This window comes from Burkholderia sp. USMB20, assembly GCF_000949135.2.
Lineage (GTDB): Bacteria > Pseudomonadota > Gammaproteobacteria > Burkholderiales > Burkholderiaceae > Burkholderia.
The window spans coordinates 62,659-89,137 of the sequence record NZ_JTAN02000021.1 but is presented as its reverse complement, the minus strand read 5'-3'; the positions used below and the strand labels follow the sequence as shown (position 1 = coordinate 89,137).

Annotated in this window: 24 protein-coding genes; 16 read left to right on the top strand and 8 right to left on the bottom strand. The window is 68.5% G+C overall.

Annotated features, from left to right (window positions below; all coding sequences use genetic code 11):
* Positions 1 to 10 precede the first annotated feature (10 nt).
* The 4 genes from PL79_RS30755 to PL79_RS30740 all read left to right on the top strand — a co-directional run bounded on the left by PL79_RS30755 (position 11) and on the right by PL79_RS30740 (position 3,549).
* Entirely contained in the window at positions 11 to 916 is a 906-nt protein-coding gene (locus tag PL79_RS30755; RefSeq protein WP_044843209.1) for a LysR family transcriptional regulator, read from the top strand.
* A gap of 101 nt (positions 917 to 1,017) precedes the next feature.
* Complete coding sequence (locus tag PL79_RS30750) at positions 1,018 to 1,578, top strand: GNAT family N-acetyltransferase (RefSeq protein WP_044843208.1); 561 nt, start codon at positions 1,018 to 1,020, stop codon at positions 1,576 to 1,578.
* Positions 1,579 to 1,587: 9 nt separating this feature from the next.
* Complete coding sequence (locus tag PL79_RS30745) at positions 1,588 to 2,445, top strand: MerR family transcriptional regulator (protein WP_044843207.1); 858 nt, start codon at positions 1,588 to 1,590, stop codon at positions 2,443 to 2,445.
* Positions 2,446 to 2,568: 123 nt separating this feature from the next.
* The gene (locus tag PL79_RS30740) at positions 2,569 to 3,549 is read left to right on the top strand and encodes a sulfonate ABC transporter substrate-binding protein (RefSeq protein WP_044843206.1); all 981 of its coding nucleotides are present in this window, start codon (positions 2,569 to 2,571) and stop codon (positions 3,547 to 3,549) included.
* Positions 3,550 to 3,862: 313 nt separating this feature from the next.
* Here PL79_RS30740 and PL79_RS30735 read toward each other — a convergent pair whose 3' ends face one another.
* Complete coding sequence (locus PL79_RS30735; RefSeq protein WP_044843205.1) at positions 3,863 to 4,642, bottom strand: SDR family oxidoreductase; 780 nt, start codon at positions 4,640 to 4,642, stop codon at positions 3,863 to 3,865.
* Positions 4,642 to 4,968, bottom strand: a complete 327-nt coding sequence (locus PL79_RS30730; RefSeq protein WP_044843204.1) for a nuclear transport factor 2 family protein — start codon at positions 4,966 to 4,968, stop codon at positions 4,642 to 4,644. Before PL79_RS30730 ends, PL79_RS30735 begins: the two co-directional genes overlap by 1 nt.
* Before the next feature lie 90 nt (positions 4,969 to 5,058).
* On the opposite strand from PL79_RS30730, the gene PL79_RS30725 reads away from it, so the two are divergent.
* Positions 5,059 to 5,397, top strand: coding sequence for a winged helix-turn-helix transcriptional regulator (locus PL79_RS30725; protein ID WP_044843203.1), 339 nt, complete (start codon positions 5,059 to 5,061; stop codon positions 5,395 to 5,397).
* A 321-nt stretch (positions 5,398 to 5,718) separates the two neighbouring features.
* Here the strand turns inward: PL79_RS30725 and speB are convergent, their stop codons facing one another.
* Positions 5,719 to 6,681 carry an agmatinase gene (speB, locus tag PL79_RS30720; protein WP_044843202.1) on the bottom strand — a complete coding sequence of 321 codons (963 nt, stop codon included), beginning with the start codon at positions 6,679 to 6,681 and terminating at the stop codon, positions 5,719 to 5,721.
* Between the two features lie 425 nt (positions 6,682 to 7,106).
* Between speB and PL79_RS30715 the strand changes: the two genes are divergently transcribed.
* The 5 genes from PL79_RS30715 to PL79_RS30695 all read left to right on the top strand — a co-directional run bounded on the left by PL79_RS30715 (position 7,107) and on the right by PL79_RS30695 (position 12,408).
* Positions 7,107 to 7,778 carry a lysoplasmalogenase gene (locus PL79_RS30715; RefSeq protein WP_044843201.1) on the top strand — a complete coding sequence of 224 codons (672 nt, stop codon included), beginning with the start codon at positions 7,107 to 7,109 and terminating at the stop codon, positions 7,776 to 7,778.
* 247 nt (positions 7,779 to 8,025) lie between these two features.
* Positions 8,026 to 9,618 (top strand): flavin-containing monooxygenase, encoded by a 1,593-nt coding sequence (locus PL79_RS30710; protein WP_044843200.1) that lies wholly within the window; start codon positions 8,026 to 8,028, stop codon positions 9,616 to 9,618.
* Between the two features lie 21 nt (positions 9,619 to 9,639).
* Positions 9,640 to 10,578, top strand: coding sequence for an SDR family NAD(P)-dependent oxidoreductase (locus PL79_RS30705; protein WP_044843199.1), 939 nt, complete (start codon positions 9,640 to 9,642; stop codon positions 10,576 to 10,578).
* Entirely contained in the window at positions 10,575 to 11,480 is a 906-nt protein-coding gene (locus PL79_RS30700) for a metal-dependent hydrolase (RefSeq protein WP_044843198.1), read from the top strand. The genes PL79_RS30705 and PL79_RS30700 overlap by 4 nt, the downstream gene beginning before the upstream one ends.
* 4 nt (positions 11,481 to 11,484) lie before the next feature.
* A complete protein-coding gene (locus tag PL79_RS30695) occupies positions 11,485 to 12,408 on the top strand; it encodes an alpha/beta fold hydrolase (RefSeq protein WP_044843197.1) in 924 nt (307 codons plus the stop codon).
* Here PL79_RS30695 and PL79_RS30690 read toward each other — a convergent pair.
* On the bottom strand, positions 12,369 to 12,923 hold the full coding sequence (locus PL79_RS30690; protein WP_044843196.1) for a putative glycolipid-binding domain-containing protein: 555 nt from the start codon (positions 12,921 to 12,923) through the stop codon (positions 12,369 to 12,371). The two genes, PL79_RS30695 and PL79_RS30690, sit on opposite strands and share 40 nt — an antisense overlap.
* 242 nt (positions 12,924 to 13,165) lie before the next feature.
* On the opposite strand from PL79_RS30690, the gene PL79_RS30685 reads away from it, so the two are divergent.
* The 4 genes from PL79_RS30685 (at position 13,166) to PL79_RS30670 (ending at position 20,157) form a co-directional block, all read left to right on the top strand.
* Positions 13,166 to 14,059 carry an urea transporter gene (locus tag PL79_RS30685; protein ID WP_044843195.1) on the top strand — a complete coding sequence of 298 codons (894 nt, stop codon included), beginning with the start codon at positions 13,166 to 13,168 and terminating at the stop codon, positions 14,057 to 14,059.
* Entirely contained in the window at positions 14,034 to 14,810 is a 777-nt protein-coding gene (locus PL79_RS30680) for a class II aldolase/adducin family protein (RefSeq protein WP_044843194.1), read from the top strand. Before PL79_RS30685 ends, PL79_RS30680 begins: the two co-directional genes overlap by 26 nt.
* Positions 14,811 to 14,860: 50 nt before the next feature.
* On the top strand, positions 14,861 to 15,049 hold the full coding sequence (locus PL79_RS30675; protein ID WP_044843193.1) for a 4-oxalocrotonate tautomerase: 189 nt from the start codon (positions 14,861 to 14,863) through the stop codon (positions 15,047 to 15,049).
* Between the two features lie 266 nt (positions 15,050 to 15,315).
* Positions 15,316 to 20,157 (top strand): NAD-glutamate dehydrogenase, encoded by a 4,842-nt coding sequence (locus tag PL79_RS30670; protein ID WP_044843192.1) that lies wholly within the window; start codon positions 15,316 to 15,318, stop codon positions 20,155 to 20,157.
* A gap of 15 nt (positions 20,158 to 20,172) precedes the next feature.
* Here PL79_RS30670 and PL79_RS30665 read toward each other — a convergent pair whose 3' ends face one another.
* The 4 genes from PL79_RS30665 to PL79_RS30650 form a co-directional block, all read right to left on the bottom strand.
* Positions 20,173 to 21,033, bottom strand: coding sequence for a class I SAM-dependent methyltransferase (locus PL79_RS30665; RefSeq protein ID WP_044843339.1), 861 nt, complete (start codon positions 21,031 to 21,033; stop codon positions 20,173 to 20,175).
* A gap of 94 nt (positions 21,034 to 21,127) precedes the next feature.
* Positions 21,128 to 21,961 carry an arylamine N-acetyltransferase family protein gene (locus PL79_RS30660; protein WP_044843191.1) on the bottom strand — a complete coding sequence of 278 codons (834 nt, stop codon included), beginning with the start codon at positions 21,959 to 21,961 and terminating at the stop codon, positions 21,128 to 21,130.
* A gap of 117 nt (positions 21,962 to 22,078) precedes the next feature.
* Positions 22,079 to 22,771, bottom strand: coding sequence for a hypothetical protein (locus tag PL79_RS30655; protein WP_044843190.1), 693 nt, complete (start codon positions 22,769 to 22,771; stop codon positions 22,079 to 22,081).
* 366 nt (positions 22,772 to 23,137) lie between these two features.
* Positions 23,138 to 24,622, bottom strand: coding sequence for an amidase (locus tag PL79_RS30650; protein WP_044843189.1), 1,485 nt, complete (start codon positions 24,620 to 24,622; stop codon positions 23,138 to 23,140).
* Positions 24,623 to 25,003: 381 nt separating this feature from the next.
* Here PL79_RS30650 and PL79_RS30645 point away from each other — a divergent pair, with 381 nt between their 5' ends.
* Together PL79_RS30645 and PL79_RS30640 are read left to right on the top strand one after the other, a co-directional pair.
* Positions 25,004 to 25,438, top strand: coding sequence for a universal stress protein (locus PL79_RS30645; protein ID WP_044843188.1), 435 nt, complete (start codon positions 25,004 to 25,006; stop codon positions 25,436 to 25,438).
* Positions 25,439 to 25,921: 483 nt separating this feature from the next.
* On the top strand, positions 25,922 to 26,170 hold the full coding sequence (locus tag PL79_RS30640) for a hypothetical protein (RefSeq protein ID WP_044843187.1): 249 nt from the start codon (positions 25,922 to 25,924) through the stop codon (positions 26,168 to 26,170).
* The last annotated feature ends 309 nt before the right edge of the window (positions 26,171 to 26,479 follow it).

The window sequence follows — 26,479 nt, the reverse complement described above, 5'->3', positions numbered from 1 at the left end:
CGCGCCGCCGATGAGCTGGGACGACCTCCGCTATTTCCTCGCGGTGATGCGCGGCGGCAGCCTGTCGGCCGCGGCACGGACGCTGCAGGTCCAGCATTCGACGGTTGCCCGGCGCATCGACGCGCTGGAGTCCGCGCTCGGCATCCGGCTGTTCGACCGGCTGCCGCGCGGCTGGCCGCCGACCGACGAAGGGCTGCATCTCGCCGAACATGCGGCGCGCGTCGAAACCGACGTGCATGCGTTCGCGCGCGCCGCGCAGGGGGCGGCGGCGCTCGACGGAGTGGTGCGCGTGTCCGCGTCGCCGGTATTCGCGAGCCACTTCCTCGCGCCGCGGCTCGCCCGCGCGCAGCGCGCGTGGCCCGCGCTGCGGATCGACCTGATGGGCGAAATGCACGCGGCCAACCTGTATGCGCGCGAAGCCGACCTCGCCGTGCGCTTGTCACGACCGAACGAGCCGGGGCTGGCCGCGCGCCGGCTCGGCACGATGCGCTTCGCGCTGTGCGCATCGCGCGACTGGGCCACCGCGCCGCCCGACACCTGGGCATTCCTCGGTTACGACGACGCGCTCGCGCAAATGCCGCAGCAGCAATGGCTCGAGCGCTTCGCGGCCGGGCGCCGCTTCGCGTTCGTCGCCAACGACCTGGCCGCGCTGCATCGTGCGTGCGTGGCCGGTGCGGGAATCGCGTTGCTGCCGCGCTTTCTCGTCGACGTGCCGGCCACGAGCTCGGGCCCGGCCGCGGCCGATCCGTCGTTGTCGGCCCCCGCAGCGCTCGTCGAACTGACGTCCGTGCCTCGTTGCGACGTCGAGCGCGAGATCTGGCTCGTCGTCCACCCGGACGTGCGCCGCTCGCCGCGCGTGCAGCGCGTCGCGGAGGCGATCGCCGACGCCGTTCGCGACGCGGACGGCCATCTGTAGGCCGGTCGGGCAGGCCCTGCACGCAGGCGACGCGGCCAACGCCTTTACCGCACCGCCCGACGGCCGGCATAGTAGCGGTTTCACCCGCCTGCTCCGCCACCATGCCCGCCGCTCCCGCCTGCGTCGTCCGCGACGCGACCGATGCCGATCTCGACGCCATTCACGCGATCTACGCGCACCACGTGCGCCACAGCGTCGCGTCGTTCGAGGAGACGCCGCCCGACGTCGACGAACTGCGCACGCGCCGCGACGCGGTGCTGCGCCACGGGCTGCCCTATCTCGTCGCGGAATGCGACGGCCGCATCGCCGGCTACGCGTACGCGACGCCCTATCGCACGCGCAGCGCGTACCGCCACACGATCGAGGATTCGATCTACATCGACGACGCGCAGCGCGGCCGCGGCATCGGCCGCGCGCTGCTCGCGGCACTGATCGCGCGTTGCGAAGCCGGCCCGTGGCGGCAGATGATCGCGGTGATCGCCGACGGCGGCACCGGCGGGTCGACGTCGCTGCACCGCGCGTTCGGTTTCGAGCCGGCCGGCGTGCTGAAGGCGGTCGGTTTCAAGCACGGCCGCTGGATCGACACCGCGCTGATGCAGCGCGCGCTCGGCGACGGCGCACGCACGCTCCCCGCCGCGCCCGAGCCTGTCGCGCCGCGCTAGAATGGCCGCATGTCAAAACAGACTCCAACCATGCCAGACGAGGCCGCGCCGGATTCCCGCAACGAGTACACGGTCGACGAACTCGCACGCGTGTCCGACACGACCGTGCGCAACGTGCGCGCGTACCAGGATCGCGGGCTGCTCGCGCCGCCCGAGAAGCGCGGGCGCGTCGGCATCTACGACGACACGCACGTCGCGCGCCTGAAGCTGATCAACCACCTGCTCGCGCGCGGCTACACGCTGTCGAACATCCAGGACCTGATCATGGCGATCGACGAGGGTCACGACCTGCGCTCGATCCTCGGCCTGGAAAACGCGATCGGCGGCCGCTGGTCGCACGAATTGCCGAAAACCTATTCGCTCGCGCAACTCGCGCAGATGTTCGGCCCGCAGACGGCGTCGCAACTGTCGCGCGTGACTGAACTCGGGCTGCTCGAACGGCGCGGCCTGTCGTTCGTCGCGAAAAGCCCCGCGCTGCTCGAGGCGGCAGCCGCGATGACGAAGGAAGGCATCCCGCCGCGCGAGCTGCTCGACGTGATCAGCCTCGCGCGGCCGCACTTCGATGCGATCGCGCGGCTGCTCGTCGATCTCGTCGTGAAGCGGCTCGACCGCTATGACGAAGGCACGCTGCCACCCGTCACCGACGTGCCCGCGCTCGTCGATGCGATCTGGCGCCTGCGCCCGCTCGCGGCCGTGTTCGTCGAGGGCGAGACGAACCGCGCGCTCGAGAACGCCGCCAGTGCGTATCTGGGCGGCCGTGTCGCGACGATCCTCGACCGGAAACTCAGCGACGAAGCAGCACGCCAGGCCGGCACGTCGGATACGTCCGATGCGTCCGGCCCGCAAGGCGACGGCGACAAAGCATAGGACCGCCGCCGTCATATTCATATCGGCATTGCTTGGTTTGCGGGCCCGATCGCCCGTGCGACGATTCTTCCAACCGAGCGGCGCGCGCCGCTCCCCGAAGACGTTTCGCATGGAGTCCGTTCGATGATTCGTTTCACCCGCTGGATCACCCGCACCGCCGCGACGGCGCTCGTCGCCGTCGCCGCCACATCGGCCTTCGCGCAAGGCAGCGCCGACAAGGTCGTGCGCATCGGCTACCAGAAGGCCGGCCTGCTGTCGGTCGTCAAGACGCAGGGCTCGCTCGAGACGCGGCTCAAGCCGCTCGGCTACACCGTCCAGTGGTTCGAATTCCCGGCCGGCCCGCAACTGCTCGAGGCGCTGAACGCGAACAGCATCGACTTCGGCTACACGGGCGCGCCGCCGCCGGTGTTCGCGCAGGCGGCCGGCGTGCGCTTCGTGTACGTCGCCGCGGAACCGCCGTCGCCGCACAACGAAGCCGTGTTCGTGAAGGCCGATTCGCCGGTCCGTTCACTCGCCGACCTGCGCGGCAAGAAGGTCGCACTGCAGAAGGGTTCGAGCGCGAACTATCTGTTGCTCGAAGCGCTGAAAAAGGCCGGCGTACGCTACGACGAAATTCGCCCGGTGTACCTGCCGCCCGCCGACGCGCGTGCCGCGTTCGAGAGCGGCAACGTCGATGCGTGGGCCGTGTGGGATCCGTACTACGCGGCCGCGCAGAATTCGCTGAAGATCCGTACGCTGTCCGACTACACGGGCCTCACGCCCGCGAATAACTTCTACGAGGCAACGCGTGGCTTCGCGGAGCAACATGCCGACGTGGTCGGGACGATCCTGAAGCAATTGCGCGAGACGGGCCTGTGGGTCAACGGGCATCCGGCCGAGACGGCCGCGCTGATCGCGCCGAAGGTCGGCCTGCCGCAGCCGCTCGTGGAAACGTGGATCAAGCGTGTGCCGTTCGGCGCGGTGCCGGTCGATGAGAAGATCGTCGCGGTTCAGCAGGGGGTGGCCGATGCGTTCTATGCGGCGAAGCTGATTCCGCAGAAGCTGAACGTGGCCGATAACGCGTGGACCGACAAGGGCGTGGCAAGCGCGCTCGCGGCGAAGTAACGCACGGTTCGCACTCGTTTCGAACAGGCCGACGGGTACCCTGCCCGTCGGCCTTTTTTGATTCTGCTCGAATTTTCGGGAGACGTCGGGCGCGCTGGCGGCGTTCGGCCCGTTTGAGTCGCTCAACGAAGATCTACGACTGCCCGCTCCCGGACCAGGAAGAGACGGTCATCGATGATGCTGTACCCTTCGGAGCATCTACCGTTGCGGCGGTCGCGAACAGAAGCCCTGTCTCGCGGAAGAGGCTTGGTCGTCACTGCCAGCCCGTTGGCAAACAGGTTCGGCACCGCGACGGCCGGGCAAGTGGCTCGGATCACACAGTCGGAACAGTTCCTCCGTCGATGACGTATTCAGTGCCGGTGATTGCGCTGGCCCGCGCGGAGACGAGGAAGCCAATGAGTTCCGCAACCTCCCGAGGCGAGCATGGTCGGCCGAGAGGAATGCCACCGAGCGAATCCATGATGATCTTGCGGGCGCCTTCCGTGTCGATACCGCTTTGTCGGGCAATCTCGGCAACGAGACCTGCGGCGGCATCGGTCTCGACCCAGCCCGGGGAGACACGCACGACGCGAATGCCCTTCGGACTGACCTCCTTGGACAAGGCCTTGCTGTAGGTTGACAGCGCGGCCTTGGCGGCGGCATAGGCAATCGTCGCCTCCGGCAACGGCAATTGCCGCTGGATCGACGTGACATGGATGATGACGCCCGAACGCTGCGCGATCATCGAGGGCAACAGCGCGCGATCGATGCGCACTGCCGGGAATAGATTCAGGCTCAATGCCTTGTTCCATTCAGCGTCATCCAGCACGCTGAAGCCACCGGCCGGTGCAGATGAACCGCCCACTACGTGCACGACTATATCAACGCCGCCCAATCGCTCGAGCACGGCGTCGACGATGGCTTTACAGCCCTCGGCCGTCGCGATGTCCGCCTCGATGAACCGTTCTTCGGCAAGCTCATCGGGACGGGAACGCGCGGTCGTCAGAACCTTCGCACCTGCCTCGCAAAGGCGTCCGACAACGGCCTTGCCGACGCCCTTGGTTCCGCCCGTAACGAGCGCCCGAAGCCCCAGCAGTTCGGATGCGGAGCTCATTAGCGGATTTCCAGCGACGCAATCCTGCCGCCGGCCAGGACGAACGTATAGGTCAGCTCAACCGGGCTACCCGGGAAGGTGCCCGTGAGCCGTGCGCGCATCGTCACGGTGGCGCCGTCCTGCGATACGTCCAGCGGCTCAACGCTGTACTGGTACCTGGTTTTGCTGTCTTTCTTCCAGGCCTGGATGGCCTCCAGCCCCTTGATCGTGCGGCCTTCGTCCCGCACCACGGCATCGGCGGTAAAGCAGTTCGATAGAGGGGCGGTGTCGGTGACGGTTTCCGCGAGCAGATAGGCATCCAGCGGCGGAGGCAGCATCATGTTCATCGGGGCTCACCTCAACGTGAAGGTTTGCATGCCCCGATCATGGCGCTACAGTTACCGCATCGCAAGAACGCACAAAAAAGTAAGTAACCCGTGGCTAACCGAAAAAACTACACCCCCGCGACTGCCGCAAGCGATGTCGAAGCCGCATTCAAGCTGCTGGAAGGCCGCTGGAAACTGGTGATCCTGTTCCACCTATTCGGCGGGCAAGTGAGGCGCTTTTCGGACCTCGAGAGGCTGATCCCCGGCATCACGCAGAAGATGCTTGCCCAGCAGCTACGCAGCCTCGAAGCGGACGGCATCGTAACGCGCACGGTCTATCACCAGGTGCCGCCGAAGGTGGACTACCGCCTGACTGATTGGGGCCAGGCGTTATGCCCCGCACTGGATGCGATCCTGACATGGGCGGAGCGCCGTGAAGACTTTCCGTAGGCCGCGCCGAGCTTGCGTGCTTGAGGCCAGCAGCCTTTCCAGAGCTCGAATTTCGCAAGTCGTCGACGTGGTCTCATCCGCGATCGTCTCATGTCGGGCGGGAACCTGACGGTCGTCGATCTCATTTGAGGGGCCGTACCGGGTCGGAAAGCACCATCCACCGAAACGCGCGACAAGCCCTTTTCCTCAGCCCACGGCAAACAATCCACCCACGGCCATCGATCCGTCGAAGTTGCGCGCAGCGCATCAAAGAAGACCGGTGGGCGCTCAGCCCGCCGGTCTTCTGCATGACAAGGCCATGCCCGCCGGCCTACCCCCACTTCAACGCCCCGCCACCTTCTTCTGCCGCCACAGGCACAGCAAATCGCACGCGACATGCGCAGCGGCGATCGCGGTAATGTCCGCGTGATCATAAGCAGGCGCAACCTCGACCACATCCGCGCCGACCAGATTCACCGCCCCGAGCGCACGCACGATCGCGAGCGCCTGCGCGGACGACAACCCGCCCGCGACCGGCGTCCCCGTGCCGGGCGCGAACGCCGGATCGAGACAGTCGATATCGAACGTCAGGTACGCGGGCCGCGCGCCGACGACGTCGACGATCCGCTCCACCGCCGCGCGCGGACCATGCTCATGCACCCACGCGGCATCGAGCCGCTCGATCCCGAGGAAATCGTCGTTCCACGTGCGGATGCCGACCTGCACCGACGTCGCGGGATCGATCAGCCCTTCCTTCACCGCCTTGTAGAACATCGTGCCGTGATTGAGGCTGTCGGGCTCGTCGTCGGCCCACGTATCGCAGTGCGCATCGAAGTGGATCAGCGACAACGGCTTGCCGTAGCGCTCCGCGTGCGCGACCAGCAGCGGATACGTGATGTAGTGATCGCCGCCGAGCGTCAGCATCTTCGCGCCCGAGCGCAGGATCGTGCGCGCATGCTCGCCGATCGCCGGCTTGATCGACAACGGGTTGTGCGCGTCGAACCAGCAATCGCCGTAATCGACGGTCGCGAGATCCTCGAACGGATCGAAGCCCCACGGATACGGCTTGAGCTCCGCGAGCTGCACGCTCGCCGCGCGGATCGCGGCCGGCCCGAGCCGCGCGCCCGAGCGATAGGTCGTCGCGAGGTCGAGCGGCACGCCGGAAATCGCGACGTCGACGCCGTCGAGCGCGCGCGAATAGTTGCGGCGCATGAACGACAGTACGCCCGCATAGGTGTTTTCGATCGAGGAGCCGTATGGCGTCGTGCGACGGATCGCGCCGTCGCCGTGGAGCAGTTCGGTCATGTCGAACCTGTTGGTCGGGAGGACCGGCCCCGGCCACTGCATCGGCTGCGCTGGCGGGACTCGGCACGGATTCATTGAAAGCGCGGCGGCATGCCCTCGTCGGGCGCGACCGTCGCGCCGGCCTGCGAACCCTGTAGCGCGGCCGGGCGGGACAACGTCGATACGCGGCGATGATAGCAAGCCGAAACCGCCGTGTTGCCCCGGTTCGACCGGGGCAAACGCATCGAAACGATCGGCGCGGCGGCAGGCGCACCGGCGCCGCATGGCCCGATCCCGTGCCGCCGTACCACCGCCCCCGTCGCCATGCCGCGCCTAGAAGGATTCGCCGGTTTTCGCCCGCGCTTTCTTCCGGATAATGGCCGCAGCCGCGCCCCCCGACGGCGCGCCGTCCACCGCAGACGACAACACCCCCGGAGACACCCGCCTTGATCGCCACGCTTCCCGCCACCTATCGCCGGCTCTGGCCGCTCGCCATCGCCGCCGCGCTGCTGTACGGGCTGTCGCTCGCCGCCGCGCCCTATCCCGGCCAGGCCGCCGCGAAAGCCGCGATGGGCATCCTGCTGCTCGCGGCCGGCAGCACCTGCGCGGCACCGCGCGAACGCGCGTGGCTGTGCGCGGCGCTCGTCACGGCCGTGTTCGGCGACGTGCTGCTCGCGCTGCCCGAGTGGCCGCTGTCGTTCGTCCTCGGCCTCGGCGCGTTCCTGCTCACGCACCTGTGCTACTGCGCGATCTTCGTGCGCTGGCGCGCGCGGCCGCACGGCTGGCGCGTCCTCGCACTGATCGGGCTGTGGATCGCCGCGCCGGCGTTCTATGCGGCGTTCCTTCCGCATCTGGGCGAACTGCTCGTACCCGTCGCCGTCTACATGCTCGTGCTGTGCGCGATGGCGAGCTTCGCGCTCGCGGCCCGCACGCGCGGCCCGCTGGTCGCCGTCGGCAGCCTGATCTTCGTCGGCTCCGACACGCTGATCGGCGTCGGACGCTTCCTCGGCGGCTTCCCCGGCATCGACTACCTGATCTGGGGCCTCTACGCGCTCGCGCAGATCACGATCGTCGCCGGGGTTTTCCATGAGACGGCCGCCCGCCCGATCCGTCCCTGATAGTGTTTCAAACAGGCCGCCGCGTGTCGGCGGCCTTCGTCTCCCGCCTCTCCTGCCCTGCCGACGGCCGTTTCCGTGCATTCCGCAATGCGGAAACCAGACCGTTCCAAACCCCGCTCAGCCTTTTCCCGCGCGGCTTCCGGCCCTTAGAGCGCCGCTTCTAGCCTCTTGCGGTTTCCGGGTTCACCCACTATCGTTACATCAATCAATGTAACATTAAAAAATGAGCCAAATCGGAGACACCCGGATGAATGCTCGCACGTTGCCTTTCGGCCCGCCCGGCCACGACGGCCCGGACGAAACCACCGACATCGCCATCATCGGCACCGGCTTCGCCGGTCTCGGGATGGCCATTCGCCTGCGGCAGACCGGCGTGACCGACTTCGTCGTGCTCGAGAAGGCCGCGTCGGTCGGCGGCACGTGGCGCGACAATCATTACCCCGGGTGTGCGTGCGACGTGCAATCGCACGTCTATTCGTTCTCGTTCGCGCCGAACCCGCGCTGGACGCGCATGTTCGCGCCGCAGCCGGAGATCCGAGCGTACCTGGAAGACTGCGTGCAGCGCTTCGGAGTCGGCCCGCACCTGCGCCTGAACCACGAGCTGCAGCGCGCCGAATACGACGAGGCCGCGCGACGCTGGCGCCTCACGTTCGCTAACGGCAAGCGGCTGTCGGCGCGCGTGTTGGTGTCGGGGATGGGCGGACTGTCGCGCGCCGCGCTGCCGGCGATTCCCGGCGTCGAGACCTTCAAGGGCCGTGCATTCCATTCGCAGCAGTGGGATCACGACTACGCACTCGAAGGCAAGCGCGTCGCGGTGATCGGCACCGGCGCGAGCGCGATCCAGTTCGTGCCGCAGATCGCGCCGCGCGTGAAGACACTCGCGCTGTTCCAGCGCACGCCGCCGTGGATCATGCCGAAGCCCGACCGCAACCTGAGCGGCTTCGAGAAGTGGCTGTTCCGCACGCTGCCGTTCACGCAGAAGGCGGTGCGCAGCGGCATCTACTGGATGCTCGAATCGCGCGTGCTCGGCTTCGCGATCCATCCGTCGCTGATGAAGAACGTGCAGAAGCTTGCGCTGCGCCATATCCGCAAGCAGGTTCCCGACCCGGAGCTGCGCCGTGCGGTCACGCCGGACTACACGCTCGGCTGCAAGCGCGTGCTGATCTCGAACGACTACTACCCGGCGCTGTCGCGCAAGAACGTCGACGTGATCACGACCGGCATCGAGCGCATCGAAGCCGACGCGGTCGTGACGACCGACGGCAAGCGTCATGAAGTCGACTGCCTGATCTACGGCACGGGCTTCCAGGTCGCCGATCCGTATCCGCGCGGCGCGATCATCGGCCGCGGCGGCCTCGACATCGTCGATGCGTGGCGCGACGGCGCGCACGCGTATCTCGGCACGACGCTGCCGGGTTACCCGAACTTCTTCATGATCGTCGGCCCGAACACCGGCCTCGGCCACAACTCGATGGTGTTCATGATCGAGTCGCAGATCGAATACATCCTCGGCGCGCTGAACGCGATGCAGCGCGAACGCGCGGATGCGATCGAGGTGCGCCCGCTCGTCGAGGCGCAGTTCAACAGCGACCTGCAGGGCCGCCTCAAAAAGGCGATCTGGTCGACGGGCGGCTGCAAGAGCTGGTACCTCGACCCGCGCACCGGCAAGAACACGACGCTGTGGCCGGGCTTCACCTGGCGCTTCCGCCAGGCGACCGCGCACTTCTCGATCGCCGATTACCACGCGTATCGCGCGCCGCACCACGACACGAGCGGGCGGCCCGTCGCCGCGCCCGCCGCGTCCGCCGCTTCCGCTTCCACGTCCGCCGAAGCGGCCTGAGCCAGACAAGGAGCCAACGACATGAGAGATTTCGCCAACAAGGTCGCCGCGATCACGGGCGCAGGCTCGGGCATGGGCCGCTCGCTCGCGATCCAGCTCGCGCAGGCCGGCTGCCATGTGTCGCTCGCCGACAAGAACGGCGTCGGCCTCGCCGAAACCGAGCGGATCGTCCGCGCGATCGCGCCGAACGTGCGCGTGTCGACGCGCGTGCTCGACGTCGGCGAGCGCGACGCGATGTTCGCGTGGGCCGACGACACCGCGCAGGAACACGGCAAGGTCAACCTGATCTTCAACAACGCGGGCGTCGCGCTGTCGAGCACGATCGAAGGGATGGAATACGGCGATCTCGAGTGGATCGTGAACATCAACTTCTGGGGCGTCGTGCATGGCACGAAGGCGTTCCTGCCGCACCTGAAGGCGAGCGGCGACGGTCACGTGATCAACACGTCGAGCATCTTCGGGATCTTCGCGCAGCCGGGCATGAGCGGCTACAACGCGACCAAGTTCGCGGTGCGCGGCTTCACCGAATCGCTGCGCCAGGAACTCGACATGATGAAGTGCGGCGTGTCGGCCACCTGCGTGCATCCGGGCGGCATCCGCACCAACATCGCGCAGTCGAGCCGCGTCGCGAAGAACATGGTCGGCTTCATCGTCGAGAGCGAGCAGCAAGGCAAGGACAGCTTCGAGAAGTTCTTCATCACGACCGCCGACGACGCCGCGCGCACGATCCTCGCCGGCGTGCGCCGCAACAAGCGGCGTGTGCTGATCGGCCGCGACGCGAAGGCCGCGGACTGGATGGCGCGCATCCTGCCGGCCGCGTACCAGGCGCTCGTCGTGCTCACGACGCGCCGCGAGGCCGCGAAGGCCCGCCGCGCGGCCGCCCGCTACGGCACGCCGGCCGCCGCGCCGCTTCGCGCCACCTACAACAACGCAGGCAATCAGGGAGGAGAACAATCATGACGACCCCGAACATGATGCCGGTGCGGCGCGACATTCGTTTCGCGCTGCCGCCCGAACGCGCGAAGGACTGGCACGTCCAGGGCGTGCCGGTCACGCACTTCATGAACGCGCTGTCGCTGCTGTTCCCGGCCGGCGAGCGCTTCTTCATGGATTCGGTGCGCCACTACCGCGACCGCATCGAGGATCCGGAGCTGAAGAAGCAGGTGCTCGGCTTCATCGGCCAGGAAGCGATGCACACGCGCGAGCACATCGAGTACAACGACCTGCTGCAGTCGTCCGGCCTGCCCGCGCACAAGCTCGACAAGCGGCTGTGGACGATCCTCGGCTTCTTCAAGAAGACGCTGCCGCATTCGATGCAGCTCGCGATCACGATCGCGCTCGAGCACTACACGGCGATCCTCGCGAACCAGCTGCTGGCGGGCCACGAGCACCGGATCGACGGGTCGGTCGAAGGCTATCAGCAGATGTGGATGTGGCACGCGATGGAGGAAACCGAGCACAAGGCGGTGTCGTACGACGTATGGAACGCCGTGATGAAGCCGGGCCTCGGCAGCTACCTGCTGCGCACGGGCACGATGCTGACGACGACGGTATTGTTCTGGACGATCGTGTTCGACTTCCACGTGCGCCTGATGCGCGCGCACCGTCGCGAACACGGCAGGTTCGGCGGTATGTGGCGGCTCGTGAAGTATCTGTACAGCCCGCGGACCGGCGTGTTCCCGAGCATCGCGCGCGAATGGCTCGACTACTTCCGTCCGGGCTTCCATCCGTGGGACCACGACAACCATCAGTACCTGCAGGGGCTCGACACGCTGCTCGCGAACATCGACGCGACCAATGCGCGCCACGCGGCGCAGGCCGCCCCGCGCCGCGTGCCGCTGCATCCGGTTCCGCAGGCATGACGTCATGGCGCGCACGCACGAGATGCTGACCGTCCGCTCCGGCGACGTGAAACTCGCCGTCCATGTCAGCGGCCCGCGCCGCGCGCCGCCGCTGATCCTCGTGCACGGCTATCCCGATTCGTCGGCCGTGTGGGCGCCGGTCCGCGCGCGGCTCGCGAAGCGCTACCGCGTGATCGCGTACGACGTGCGCGGCGCCGGCGCATCCGATGCGCCGCGCCGCCGCGCGGACTACACGCTGGCGCGGCTCGCCGACGACCTGAAGGCCGTCGCCGACGCGACCTGCGGCGCGCGGCCGTTCCATCTGGCCGGTCACGACTGGGGGTCGATCCAGTGCTGGGAGGCCGTGACCGACCCTGCGTTGCGCGGCCGGATCGCGTCGTACACGTCGATCTCCGGCCCGTGCCTCGACCACGTGTTCCGCGCGAAGATGCGGCTCAGGCAGAGCCTGAAATCGTGGTACATCGCGTTCTTCCACCTGCCGGTCGTGCCGTCGCTGGTGTGGCGCCTCGGCGGCGCCGCACTGTGGCCGCGCTGGCTGCAGTTGACCGAACGCGTGCGGCCCGAGTGCGATCCCGCGCAGTTGAAGAACGCGCTGAACGGGTTGCAGCTCTACCGCGCGAATTTCCTCGCGCGGGCGAGCAAGCCGCGCGAGCGGTATGCGCAGGCGCCGGTGCAGATCCTCGTGCCGGTACACGACCGCTACGTGACGCCGGAGATGTCGGTCGATCTCGAGCGCTGGCTCGGCGAGCACGTGCGCGAAGAAATCGACGGCGGGCACTGGGTCGTGGTACGCAATCCCGACCTGATCGCGGCGCGGATCGACCGGTTTGCCTCGACGCATGAACGACCGGCGGTCGCGGCAGCACCCGCGGCACCGCGGGCGGCGGTTCAGCGCAACGGCGGCAGGCGCTTGAACAGCGTTTCGTAGTCGATCACGAGCCCGTCGGCGTCGACGTCCATCTCGGCCGTGAAATTCCGGAAGATGCCTTCGTAGCGGTAGCGCCGGCCCGGCTCGATGCACGCGTATGCCTGCTTGACCGGCGTCACCTTCAGGTCCGGCGTCGAGATGTATGCGACGTCGATCGGTCGCCGCTCGCCGCGAGCGAGGCCGAGGCGGCCGATCGGCAGCGCGTTCGTGAACGGCGTCGCCGCGATGTCGATGTCGACGCAGCCATCCAGCTCCGGCAGCGCGCTGCCTGAACCGTCGCGCCAGTGCCCGGCGCCGTCGCCGTTCAGTTCCAGCGTGCCGCCGCCCATCACTTTGAGCACCGCATACCTGACCCGCCATTGCGGATCGCACTCGACCCGGTACGCAAGTCCGTATGCGCGGCCGTACCGCTGGCCGACCACGGCACTTTCGACGACGATGCCCGCGTCCCCCCGGTCGAACGTCAGGTGTTCGATTCCGTCGCCCTCGAGCGACGCCCAGCGCAGTTCACGCATCGTTCCTCCTCGAAAACGCCGACGCGTCAGCATACGCACGAAAAATCCGGCTGCGGCCAAAATCTCGTTTCCCGGCCCGGCAATCCCGCGACAGCGCCATTGCCCCGGGCAGACAAGACGCCGAAACTCGCGCCCCGCCCCAACTCAGGGCATACGCCACAAATCCTGACTATCCAGAATTCCCTATTCCGGTGCACGGCATTGTGTCCTATGCTCGCGGCTCGTCCTGTTCCACCGCCGCCATGCCTACCGCCCGCCCCGCCTCGCCGTCGATCGACCTGCGCATCCTGCTGCGCGGCATCGGGCAGATCGTGCTGCAGGCGCATGCCGTCACCGGCGCGCTGCTGCTCGCCGCGCTGGCGCTGACCGACCTGCGGCTCGCGTCCGCGGCGCTGGTCGGCTCGGCCGCCGCCAGCATGACGGCGGTGCTGACGGGTGCCGAGCACCGCGACGTCGAACAGGGGCTGCACGGCTTCAACGGCGCGCTCGCCGCGCTGATCGCCGTGCTGTTCGCGCCCGCTTCGCCCGCCGCCGTCGCGCTGGTACCGCTGGTCGCGATCGGCGCGGCGCTCGTGCAACGCGCGATGCGTGTGCCGCTCGCCCGCTGGCGCCAGTGCCCGTATTCGAGCCCGTGCCTCGCCGTCACCGCGCTGTGGCTGCCGTTTGTCGCGCCGCAGCATGCGGGCGACGCGACAGCCGGTGCGCCGCTGACGCTTCCTTCCATCGCCGACGCGCTGCTGTCGGGCGTCGCGCAAACCACCTTTGCGCAAGGCCCGTGGGCCGGCGCGCTGATCGTCGCCGGCCTCGCCGTCGCGTCGCGCCGCGCGGCCGCGTTCGCGCTCGGCGGCGCGATCGTGTCGACCGTGCTGCTGATCGCGGCCGGCGCGAACGGCGCGTCGTTCGCCGACGGCCTGCTCGGTTTCAACGGCGCGCTCGCCGCACTCGCGCTGATGCCGCGCGGGCCGCGCGCTGCGTTCGCGGCCGCCGCGCTCGCCGCGCTGATCCAGTGGCTCGCGACGCGCGCGGGCCTCCCTGCGTTCACGGCCCCGTTCGCGATCGCTGCGTGGATCACGGTGATCGTCGCGCGCCGCTTCACCCTCGGAGAACCCGATGTCGTCATTCGCACACCGTCCTGACACCGTGAAGCCCGGCGGCCCGATCTCGGACGCCGAGCGCCGGTTGCGCGTCGATCTCGCCGCCGCCTATCGCCTCGTCGCGCTGAACGGCTGGGACGACCTGATCTACACGCATCTTTCCGCGACCGTGCCCGGCGAACCCGGACACTTCCTGATCAACCCGTTCGGCCTCGCGTTCGACGAGGTTCGCGCATCGAATCTCGTGAAGATCGACCTGGCCGGCAACCGCATCGGCGAGAGCGAATACGCAGTCAACGTGACCGGTTTCGCACTGCACGCGGCCGTGCATGCCGCGCGGCCTGACGCCGTCTGCGTGATGCACCTGCACAACACGGCCGGCATCGCCGTGTCGATCCAGCGCGACGGGCTGCTGCCCGCGTCGCAGCACGCGCTGCGGTTTCACGGCGACCTCGCGTACCACGACTACGAGGCGCTCGCGTTCTCGCCGGCCGAAGGCACGCGGCTGACCGCCAGCCTCGGCGCGAAATCCGCGATGCTGCTGCGCAACCATGGCACGCTGACGGTCGGCCGGACCGTCGCCGAGGCATATGTGCTGATGGATACGCTGATCAAGGCCTGCGACATCCAGGTGCGCGCGCAGGCAGGCGGCGGGCCGCTCGTGCTGCCCGAGCCGGCCGTCGCCGAGCGCACCGCCGCGCAGTTGCGCGACGGCGGCGCGATCGAGGGCGAACTGGAATGGCCGGCGCTGCTGCGCCGCCTCGACCGGATCGATCCGTCGTATCGCGACTGACGCCGTTCGCGTCCCGACTTCCCTACCCCCAACCATCGGAGCATCCAGTCATGCCGACTTTCAATATCCAGTTGTTCGAAGGCCGCACGGTCGAGCAGAAGCGCGCATTCGTCGAAGCGATCACGCGCGTCACGTGCGAGACGCTCGGCTGCGACCCGGGCTCGGTCGACATCATCCTCGCCGACGTGAAGAAGGAGAACTGGGCGACGGGCGGCAAGCTGTGGAGCGACGAACGCTGACGCCGCTGCGTTCGGCGGCGGCGGAACCTGCCTGGCGACAGGCGTTCGAGTTGCGGTGACATCCGGACGAATGCACCGCACGATGCGGCTTGACGTGAAGCCGCCGGCCTCGCCTGACTCGCCCGCGCGACGCCAGCCACCGGCGTCGCACGCGCCCTTCGTTCCCTGAGCCGCGTTGTGCGCCCGCACATCGCGTTGTCACGCAATCGGCGCATATAATGCGGCACAGACGCAGCAGCCAATGGCCACCCGACCAGGAGACCGCCATGGAAGCGAAGAACGAAGAAGTCGTCGCACACCTGCTCTCCGATGTCGTCGAATTCGCGCGCGGACGCCTGCCCGAAGCCACGTTCCGGATCGTCGAACCGTTCCTGCGTCATTACTACGATTTCGTCGACGCCGATGATCTGCAGAATCGCGGCATCGCCGACCTCTACGGCGCCGCGATGGCGCACTGGCAGACCGCCCAGAAGTTCGTGCCCGGCAGCGAGCGGCTGCGCGTGTACAACCCCATCCTCGAACAGCACGGCTGGCACTCCGACCACACGGTGATCGAGATCGTCAACGACGACATGCCGTTCCTCGTCGACTCGGTGACGATGGCCGTCAACCGCCTCGGGCTCGCGCTGCACTCGGCGCTGCACCCGGTGTTCCGCATCTGGCGCGGCGGCGACGGCGCGATCGAGCGCGTCGACGCCGGCGGCGCGACGGCCGGCGACGGCCAGTCGCAGCTCGCGTCGTTCATCCACTTCGAAGTCGATCGCTGCGGCGACGCCGCGCTGCTCAACACGCTGCGCAACGACATCGCGCGCGTGCTCGGCGACGTGCGCGCCTCGGTGGAGGACTGGCCGAAGATCGTCGACATCGCGCGCGCGACGATCAAGGACATGAAGGCCCGCGAATCCACCGCGGAAGACATCGAGGCGCGCGCGTTCCTCGAATGGATGGTCGCCGACCACTTCACCTTCCTCGGCCAGCGCGACTACGCGCTCGTGTCGGACGGCACGGGTTTCGGCCTGCGCGGCGTCGAAGGCTCCGGCTGCGGCCTGCTGCGCGAATCGCTGCGCGCGCCCGGCGCGCCGGACGTGACGCCGCTGCCGCCGGCCGCCGCCGAGATCATCACCGGCCCCTGGCCGATCTTCCTGACGAAAGCGAACTCGCGCGCGACCGTGCACCGGCCCGGCTATCTCGACTACGTCGGCGTGAAACTCGTCGGCGCCGACGGCAAGGTGACCGGCGAACGGCGCTTCATCGGACTCTACACGTCGACGTCCTATTTCGGTTCGTACACCGAGATACCGATCGTGCGCCGCAAATGCGCGAACATCGTGCGGCGCGCGGGCTTCCTGCCGAAGGGGCATCTCGGCAAGTCGCTGGTGACGGTGCTCGAAACCTATCCGCGCGACGAACTGTTCCAGGCCGACGAAGACCAGCTCTACGACATCGCGCTCGGCATCCTGCGCCTGCAGGAACACCAGCGCACGCGCCTGTTCGTACGGCGCGACCGCTTCGACCGCTTCGTGTCGTGCCTCGCGTTCGTGCCGCGCGACAAGTACAACACCGACCTGCGCCGCCGCATCGCGAAGCTGCTCGTCGATGCGTACAACGGCGTGAACGTCGAGTTCACGCCGCTGCTGTCGGAATCGGCGATCGCGCGGATTCATTTCGTCGTCCATGCGGAACCGGGCACGATGCCCGACGTCGACACGCGCGAACTCGAAACGCGGCTCGTGCAGGTGGCGCGCCGCTGGCAGGACGATCTCGCCGACGCGCTGCTCGACGCGTTCGGCGAAGAACAAGGCAACCGCCTGCTGCAGCACTATGCGGACTCGTTCCCGGCCGGCTATCGCGACGACTATCCGGCGCGCACGGCCGTGCGCGACATCGAGCTGATCGAGCGCGTGAAGGCGTCGGGCCAGCTGGCGATGAACCTGTACCGCCCGATCGAGGCCGACGCGCGCGCGTTCCGCTTCAAGGTGTATCGCGCGGGCGACCCGATCGCGCTGTCGCGCAGCCTGCCGATGCTCGAGCATCTCGGCGTGCGCGTCGACGAGGAGCGGCCGTACCGGATCCAGACGCAGGATGCCGCGCCCGCCTGGGTGCACGACTTCGGCCTCGAACTCGCCGACGATACCGAGTTCGACATCGAGCGCGTGAAGGGCCTGTTCGAGGATGCGTTCGACCGGATCTGGAGCGGCCGGATCGAGAACGACGACTTCAACCGCCTCGTGCTGCGCGCGCACCTGAGCGCGCGCGAAGTCACGATCCTGCGCGCATATGCGAAATACCTGCGACAGGTCGGCTCGACGTTCAGCGACGCCTATATCGAGCGCGCGCTGACCGGCAACCCGGCGATCGCACGGCAGCTCGTCGAGCTGTTCCTGGTGCGCTTCGACCCGGCCACGGGCGGCACGCGCGACGTGCAGGCCGAACGCCTGCTGAAGGCGATCGAGACGGCGCTCGACCAGGTGCCGAACCTCGACGAGGACCGGATCCTGCGCCAGTTTCTCGGCGTGATCAACGCGACCGAGCGCACCAACTATTTCCTGCACGACGCGAACGGCGAATCGAAGCCGTACCTGTCGTTCAAGTTCAATCCGGCGAAGGTGCCCGGCCTGCCCGAGCCGAAGCCGATGTTCGAGATCTGGGTGTACTCGCCGCGCGTCGAGGGCGTGCACCTGCGCGGCGGGCGCGTCGCGCGCGGCGGGCTGCGCTGGTCCGACCGTCGCGAGGATTTCCGCACCGAGGTGCTCGGGCTGATGAAGGCGCAGATGGTGAAGAACGTCGTGATCGTGCCGGTCGGCTCCAAAGGCGGCTTCGTCGTGAAGAACCCGCCGCCGCCGAGCGATCGCGAAGCATGGATGCGCGAAGGCATCGCGTGCTACCAGACCTTCCTGCGCGGCCTGCTCGACCTGACCGACAATCTCGCCGGCAACGCGATCGTGCCGCCGCCCGACGTGGTGCGCCACGACCCCGACGATCCGTATCTCGTCGTCGCGGCCGACAAGGGAACGGCCACCTTCTCCGACTACGCGAACGCGATCTCGCACGAATACGGTTTCTGGCTCGACGACGCGTTCGCGTCCGGCGGCTCGGTCGGCTACGACCACAAGAAGATGGCGATCACCGCGCGCGGCGCGTGGGAATCGGTGAAGCGGCACTTCCGCGAGATGGGCATCGATACGCAGACGACCGACTTCACGGTGGTCGGCGTCGGCGACATGTCGGGCGACGTGTTCGGCAACGGGATGCTGCTGTCGCCGCATATCCGGCTCGTCGCGGCGTTCGATCATCGCCACGTGTTCCTCGACCCGAACCCCGACCCGGCGACGAGCTTCGCGGAGCGCCAGCGGATGTTCGCGCTCGAACGCTCGAGCTGGGCCGACTACGACACGTCGGTGATCTCGGCGGGCGGCGGCGTCTACCCGCGCACCGCGAAGACGATCCCGCTGTCGCCGGCCGTGCAGGCCGCGCTCGGCATCGACGCGCAGGCGCTGCCGCCGACCGAGCTGATCCGCGCGATCCTGCAGGCACCGGTCGACCTGCTGTACAACGGCGGCATCGGCACCTACGTGAAGGCCGCGCGCGAAACCCACCAGCAGGTCGGCGATCGCGCGAACGACGCGGTACGCGTGAACGGCGCGGACCTGCGCTGCAAGGTCGTCGGCGAAGGCGGCAACCTCGGCTGCACGCAGTTCGGCCGCATCGAGTTCGCGCAGCGCGGCGGGCGCATCAACACCGACGCGATCGACAACTCGGCCGGCGTCGATTGTTCGGATCACGAAGTCAACATCAAGATCCTGCTCGGGCTCGTCGTCGGCGACGGCGAGATGACCGAGAAGCAGCGCAATGCCCTGCTCGCGGAAATGACCGACGAAGTCGGGCTGCTCGTGCTGCGCGACAACTACTACCAGACGCAGGCGCTGTCGATCGCGGGCCGCTACGGCGTCGAGCTGCTCGACGCCGAGGCGCGCCTGATGCGCTGGCTCGAACGCGCGGGCCGCCTGAACCGCGTGATCGAATTCCTGCCGACCGACGACGAGATCGCCGAACGGCAGGCCGCGAAACAGGGCCTCACGTCGCCGGAGCGCGCGGTGCTGCTCGCGTACAGCAAGATGTGGCTGTACGACGCGCTGCTCGAATCCGACGTGCCCGAGGATCCGCTCGTCGCCGCGATGCTCGTCGACTATTTCCCGAAGCCGCTGCAACAGCGCTTCAGCGAACCGATGCAGCGCCACCCGCTGCGCCGCGAGATTCTCGCGACGCACCTGACCAACGCGCTCGTCAACCGGGTCGGCTGCGCGTTCGTGCACCGGCTGATGGAGGAAACCGACGCGAAGCCGGGCGACATCGTGCGCGCCTGCATCATGGCGCGCGACGTGTTCGATCTCGATGCGGTGTGGCGCGACATCGACGCGCTCGACAACCGCGTCGCCGACGACGTGCAGGCGCGCATGTTCGTCGACGTCGCGCGGCTGCTGGAGCGCGCGGCGCTGTGGTTCCTGCGGCAGCTGCAGTCGGGCACGGTGGCCGACGGCGGCGTCGCCGGCCTGATCGCGCGCTGCCGCGACGCGGTGCAGCGCATCGCGCCGCAATTGCCGTCGTTGCTGCCAACCGCCGATCTGGAGGCGCTGTCCGAGCGGCAGCGCGCGCTGGTCGAAGCCGGCGTCGAGAGCGCGCTCGCGGTACGCGTCGCGAGCGGCGACATCTCGGCCGCGCTGCTCGACATCGCCGAAGTGGCCGCGACCTGCGACCGCAGCCTCGAGCTGGTCGCGGGCGTCTACTTCTCGCTGGGCACGCTGTTGAACTACGGGTGGATCGGCGAACGCGCGGCCTCGCTGCCGACCCCGACGCACTGGGACATGCTGGCGCGCGCGGCCGCGCTCGCGGAAGTCGCGCGGCTCAAGCGCACGCTCGCCACCAGCGCGCTCGCGGAATCGGCCGACTCGACGGCGCCCGAGACGATCGTCCACGCGTGGCGCGAACGCCGCGAAGCCGCGCTGCAGCGCTACGAGCACCTGCTCGCCGACCTGCGCGCGTCGGGCGGCGCGAGCCTCGCGGTGCTGCTCGTGATCGTGCGCGAGATGGCCGTGCTCGAACGCGCGTGATGGAAGGTCGCGACGTCACACCGTCGCGACCAGCAGCTCTTCCGCGTTGTCCGGCGGGCGCAGGCCGTCGGTCCGATCGGCGAAGTAGCGGCGCGTGAGATCCGCGGCCGACACATGCTCGGCCCGCGCGAAGCCGGCCCCGGTCGCGAGCGCGCGGATCTCCGCCGGCATGAAGAAGCTGATGAATGGCGTGCCGCTCGCGCGCGCGCCCTTCGCGGCCATTTCGAGCGCCGGGCGCACGTCCGGATCGGCATGCTCGAGCGGCAGCAGGAACGTCATCGCGAACGTCGAGCCCGGCGCGAGCGACGCGACTTCGCGCAGCGCCGCCGCATTCGCGTCGCGCGTCAGGTACATGCTGACGCCGGTGGACACGACGACCGCCGGCTTGCCTGCATCGAAGCCCGCGCGCACGAGCGCGTCGCGCCACGACTGCTTCGCTTCGAAATCGACCGGCACGAACCGCAGCCAGTCCGGCACGCCGAAGCCGAGCTCGGTCAGCCGGCGGCGCTTCCACGCCTGCGGCGCGGGCGGATCGACCTCGAAGACGGTCAGGCGCGACGCCATCTCGGGCCGGCGCTGCGCGAAACTGTCGAGGCCCGCGCCGAGGATCACGTACTGGCTCACGCCCCGCGCGGCCTGCTCGACGACGAGATCCTCGATGAAGCGCGCCCGCGCGACGATCGACGCGCGAAACGGCCGCGTGAATTGCGGATCCATGTCGCCGCGCTGCTGCCAGCCGGGCGCCGGCGCGAGCAGGCGCAGTCCGATTTCGTCCACGAGCACGTGCGGCGGCGCATCGAGCTCGACGTGCAGCGCGCGCCACAGCGCGACGCGCGCGGCGGTGCTGTCAGGGGCGTCCGGATGAAGGTCGGTCATCGTCTCGTCCTCATGCGCGCGGCTGGTGCGGCGCCTGCAGGCGCCACGCACGGCCGGCGGGATTGCGTACGGTCATGTCGCGGCCCGCGACGCATTACATCGGGTTCGCCCGCGCCGCCACCCGCGCGAACAACGCGTCGAGGTCGAAGCCGGTCGTATCGATGCCGATCGTGTCGCGCAGGCACGCGCCCCACGCGGCCGCGTCGTCGAACGTGACGGTGCGCCCCGCGCCCGCCGCGTCGCGCAGCGTCAGCACGGTGTTGAACAGCGCCGCGCGGCCGTCCGGCAGCACGCGGCAGGCGATCAGGTCGTTGACGAAGATCGACTCGGGATAGGTCGACGTGAACCAGTTCGCGGCGTCGTAATCGATCCATTCGGCCGGCTTCAGCGAAAAGCGGTAGGTCGTCTGCCAGCCGTCGGGGATCTGGAACTGCATGTCGAATTCACCGTCGACCGGCGCGTCGACGACGCGAAACGCCCCATGCGGCGTCAGCTGCCGCTCGCCCGGCACGAAGCGCAGCGGCGCGGTGAGCGTCGCGCTGCCGAAGCCGATGTCGGCGAGCCACGCCGCGCCGTCGAGATCGATGCGCAGCAGCATGTGGGTCTGCGCGGTGACGAGCTCGGGCGGCCGCATCCAGCGCACGCGCGCGATCAGCGGCGTCACGCGAAAGCCGATCGTCGTGAGCGCCGTGTAGAAGAGCTTGTTGAGTTCGAAGCAGTAGCCGCCGCGGCGGCGCCCGACCACCTTGTCGACAATCGCGGGCAGGTCGAGCGCGACGCGCGCGCCGGTCAGCGGATTGAGATTTTCGAACGGAATGGCCTGCGGCTGCAGCAGGTGCAGCCGTCGCAGCACGTCGAGCGTCGGCTCGGCCGGGCCGTCGTAGCCGATGCGGGCGAAGTAGCGCGAGAGGTCGAACGAGTCAGTCATGAACCGGCACCGGTAACGGGGAACACGCCACGATAGCATCGAGCGATATCCCCATGTTGCGCGGGGCCATCCCGGATCGCCGCGCGCGCTGCCGGCTCCGCAGCGGGTGCGACCGCGTTACGGCAGCAGCTTCAGCGCGGACGACGCGACCGACGGCACCGCAATGCCCTGGCTCGTCGCGAACTGCACGGCCTGGCTGAGCGTCGACGCGAGCGACTGCAACTGGCCGGGCGCGCTTTGCGCGATATACGACGCGGCCTGCATGTTCTGCGGATTCAGGCCCGACTGCAGCAGCGATGCCGCGCTGGTCGAACCGAGATTACCGAGCCCCGACTGCAGCTGAGAGTACTGCGTCAGGCCCTGGCCGAGCGATGCCAGGCCGTTGCTGAACGCCTGCTTGTCGATCGGGCCGTGCGACGCCCCGCCGCTCGCGAACGCCTGGCCGAGCGCCTGCGACACCGACTGCTGCGCGCCGCCCATCTGCGACAGCGCGGCAGGCGTCAGCGCATTGCCGCCGCCGAGCAGGCCGGCGGCCTGCTGCGCCTGACCGGCCGCGCCGGTGAGCCCCATCGCCGACGCGAGCGACGACTGGCCGACCAGCACCTGCTGGTTCGCGCCGACGTACGCCTGCATCAACTGCGCGACGCCGCCCTGCGCGGGTGCGGCCTGCTGTTGCCCGCCGCCGAGCAGCGCCGAGCCGATCGACTGGAGGTCGAGCTGTGCATGGGCGGTGCCGTTGACGCCTAGCATGATGCCGAAGGCGATGCCCGCCGATGCCAGGTGCTTGCCCGTCGCGCGAATGTGCTTCATGTGTTTCCCTCGTGCCCGAATTTGTTTGAGGCCGATATTGTCGAAGCGCGCCGCGCGCCGCCGCAACGACTGAAACACATCGATACGAAATCGCCCGGCACGACCGTCGCCCGGCGCGCGGATTCATCCGGATTTGCCGCGCGATATCGGGCTGGCGCCGCGATTCGTTCCTGCACCGCGGCAATCCCGGCGACGCCCGGTATGCGCCGGTGTCGGCCGGCGCCGTTGTGCGACAGCGTGATGCCCGGCGCACGAATGGCAGGATTAGCCGGCGCGTTTCGAGGTGTGGAAACGAACCGGGCGGCACGCGGCCGCCCGTTTCGTCGCTTGCGTTCGGCGTGTGTCACCGGCCCGCCGGCCGTCGCATTACGCAGCCATCCAGCCCGGCAGCCGCCGGCCGACCCAGTCGGCCGCCTGCTCGTAGCCGCGCGCGAGCTGCAGCACGGCGAGATCCGCGCGCGGCCGGCCGATCAGCTGCATCCCCATCGGCAGCCCCGCGTCGTTGAAGCCCACCGGCACGCTGATTACCGGGCAGCCGGCCAGCGTCCACGGCACGACCGTTTCCATCCAGCGGTGGTAGGTATCCATCGCGCGGCCCGCGATTTCCTGCGGCCAGCGCTGCTCGACGTCGAACGGAAACACCTGCGCGGTCGGCGCGGCGATGAAGTCGTAGCGATCGAAGAAGCCCAGCACGGCCTGATGCCACGCGGTGCGCTCGACGCTCGCGTCGAACACCTCGGCCCCCTGCATCGCGAGCAGCCCTTCGACCTCGTAGATCGCCTCGGGCTTCAGCAGCGCACGCCGTGCCGGGTCGCGATAGTGCGCGAGCAGCCCGCCGCCGGACAGCAGGTGCCGATGCGCGAGCCACAGCCGCCAGATGCGCTCCGGTGCGAACGCCGGCAGCGCGGCATCGACGTCGCAGCCGATCTCGCGCAGCGTCGCGAGGCCCTGTTCGCACTGCGCGAGCACGCCCGGCTCGGTCGCGAGATAGCCGTTCCAGTCGCCGACCCACGCGATGCGCTTGCCGCGCAGGTCCGTATCGAGCGGCTTCGCGAACACGGCCGGATCTTCCGCGAGCGACAGCGGATCGTTCGGGTCGTAGCCGGCCTGGATCGCGAGCAGCTGCGCGACGTCGCCGACCGTGCGGCCCATCGGCCCTTCGATGCCGAGCTGCTGCATGAACACGTCGACGCCCGGCCAGCGCGGCACGCGGCCCTGCGACGGACGCAAGCCGTAGATGTTGCAGAACGCGGCCGGATTGCGCAGCGAGCCGCCGAAGTCGCTGCCGTCCGCGACCGGCAGCATGCGCGCGGCCAGCGCCGCCGCCGTGCCGCCGCTGCTGCCGCCCGCGCTCTTCGTCAGGTCGTACGGATTGCGCGTCGCGCCGTGGATTTCGTTGAACGTATGCGAGCCGAGGCCGAACTCCGGCGTGTTGGTCTTGCCGATGAAGATCGCGCCCGCCGCGCGCATCCGGCCGACGCCGACCGAATCGGCCTGCGGCACGTGATCGCGGAAGATCGGCGAGCCGTAGGTCGTGCGCAGCCCTTTCGTCATCGCGAGATCCTTCGGCGCCTGCGGCATCCCGTGCAGCCAGCCGTGGTACTCGCCGCGGGCGAGTGCCGCGTCCTTTTCCGCCGCTTCGGCGAGCAGCGTGGCGCGATCGCGCAGCGAAATCAACGCGTTCACCGCGCCGTTCACGCGCTCGATGTGATCGAGATACGCACGCATCGTCTCGACGCACGAGACCGCCTTGCCGCGGATCGCCGACGCGAGTTCGCCGGCCGACAGGCGCACGATCGGGTCGACGGTGATGGAAGCGGGTGCGAGAAGCTGCGGGGCGCCATGCGGCATGCGAGGTCTCCTGGAATCGGAATGGAATGGCGGGCCGCAGCGTGGCGGCGGTCCGTCCCGAACGGCCTGGACAGCCCGGGAGAAGGCCGCGCCGCGGCCGATGCACTACTCTACGCGACGCCGGATCGCCGACCTCCGATATTTTCCGCCGCGATTCATTGAGGATCCGACTAAATCGGCGTGGTGCGCCACTCGACGGCCCGCCCGGGCCACCGCCCGGCCGGTCGGTGAAAACGTTTATGCGCATAAACTTAAATTTCTTATATTTCTAATAGGCGCGGCGGACGTTGACGACATTTTTACGCGGCCGCCCGATCTCTTTAGGTCGGTCGATCCGGCGCCGCGCTACGCTGCAAACATCTCGATTCCGGAGCATCTTCCATGCTCAAGCTGCTGGTTCCGGTCGGCCATTCGCCGCGTTCGCTGCAGGCGGTCCGCCATGCGACCTTCCTGTATCGCGAACGCTGCGCGTCGGAAATCGTGCTGATCAACGTCCAGCCGCCGCTCGAAGCGACGCGGCTCGAGGCATTTCACTCGCTGTCGCGACTGCGCTCGATCGAGGACCAGTTCGCGTGCGACGATCTGGCGACGGCCGAGCGGGTGCTGCGGGAAGCCGGCGTCCGATACAGCGTCGTGAAGAAGGTCGGGCCGGTGGCCGACACGATCGCGGCCGTTGCGGCCGAGACGGGCTGCGACGAAATCGTCGTGGTCGCGCCGCGGCACGATCCGTTTCATCAGATGCTGTCGATGTTCGGTCGCAGCATGATGGGCCGCCTCGTGCGGATTTCGAACGTGCCGGTGACGGCGGTCAGATAAGCGGCACGCGGTGCGGCGCTCGCCGCTTACTTGATGACCTTGCGCCAGAACACGAGATAGGTCGCGGCGGACGATGCAACCAGCAGAATCGCCCACATCGGCGCGAGACTGATCAGGACGGACGATACGTTAAGCATTTGGATTCCTCACTAATTCGATAGCGATGTTCAATACGTACCCGCTGCATTCGGAGCCGCGGCGCCCATCGCCTGCCGCGCATCGCGTTCCGTTGAAACATGTATTCATGCTATCGCCCTGACCGTCGGCACGACCGTCTCGCCCTGCCCGCCGTCTGACATTCGTCAAACTCGCGTCAATCGCGCGGCGATGCGGGCGGCCAACGTGCCTTTTCGTCGTCCGCACGGTAAAAACGGGACGCGATCAGCCGGGCTCGTCGCCATTTCTGCAGACGTTTACCGGGGGAAGCCCCAAGTGCTTCGAGAAACGTCTCCGCGTTACGCTTGAGCGACGAGGAGACGAACCATGAGACGAGTCGTACACATCGCTTTTTTCGCGCTGCTGGTCTATCTGGTCGGCGATCGCGCGCTGCTGCATGCGCAAGGCCGCGACGCCAGCCCGACCGCCTGCTCGCAGGGCGCCGAGCAGGTGAAATACGCCGCGCTCGGCAAGGGCTTCGGCAGCGCGGCGGCCGACAGCCAGAGCGAAGCGTTCATGTCGAGCTGCCTCGTGTCCGGGCGCGGTAATCAGGACGTCGCGGTGGCGGCCCGTTGAGGCCGACCGGGCGCCGCGCCGGTCGCATGCGTGTCGCGGCGCCTGAGCGCCAACTGTGATCCGTGGCGCCTTCCGAGGTTCTTTCGCTTGCCACCGGCGGCATTGGCTCGCCGGCAGCGGCAGTACGAATACGCCAACCATCCGACGATCGCGGCGAAAGATGAGCGTTCGCCGCGACACGTCACGCACGTCGCAGCGATAGCGACTTGCGCGAATCGCTCGGCACCGTCCGTCGCTTCTCCAACTGGGTTCGGGTTCCCCCCGTCACGAGCACGCGAGCACGTCGTGCGCTCCCTGCCGTACCGCCGC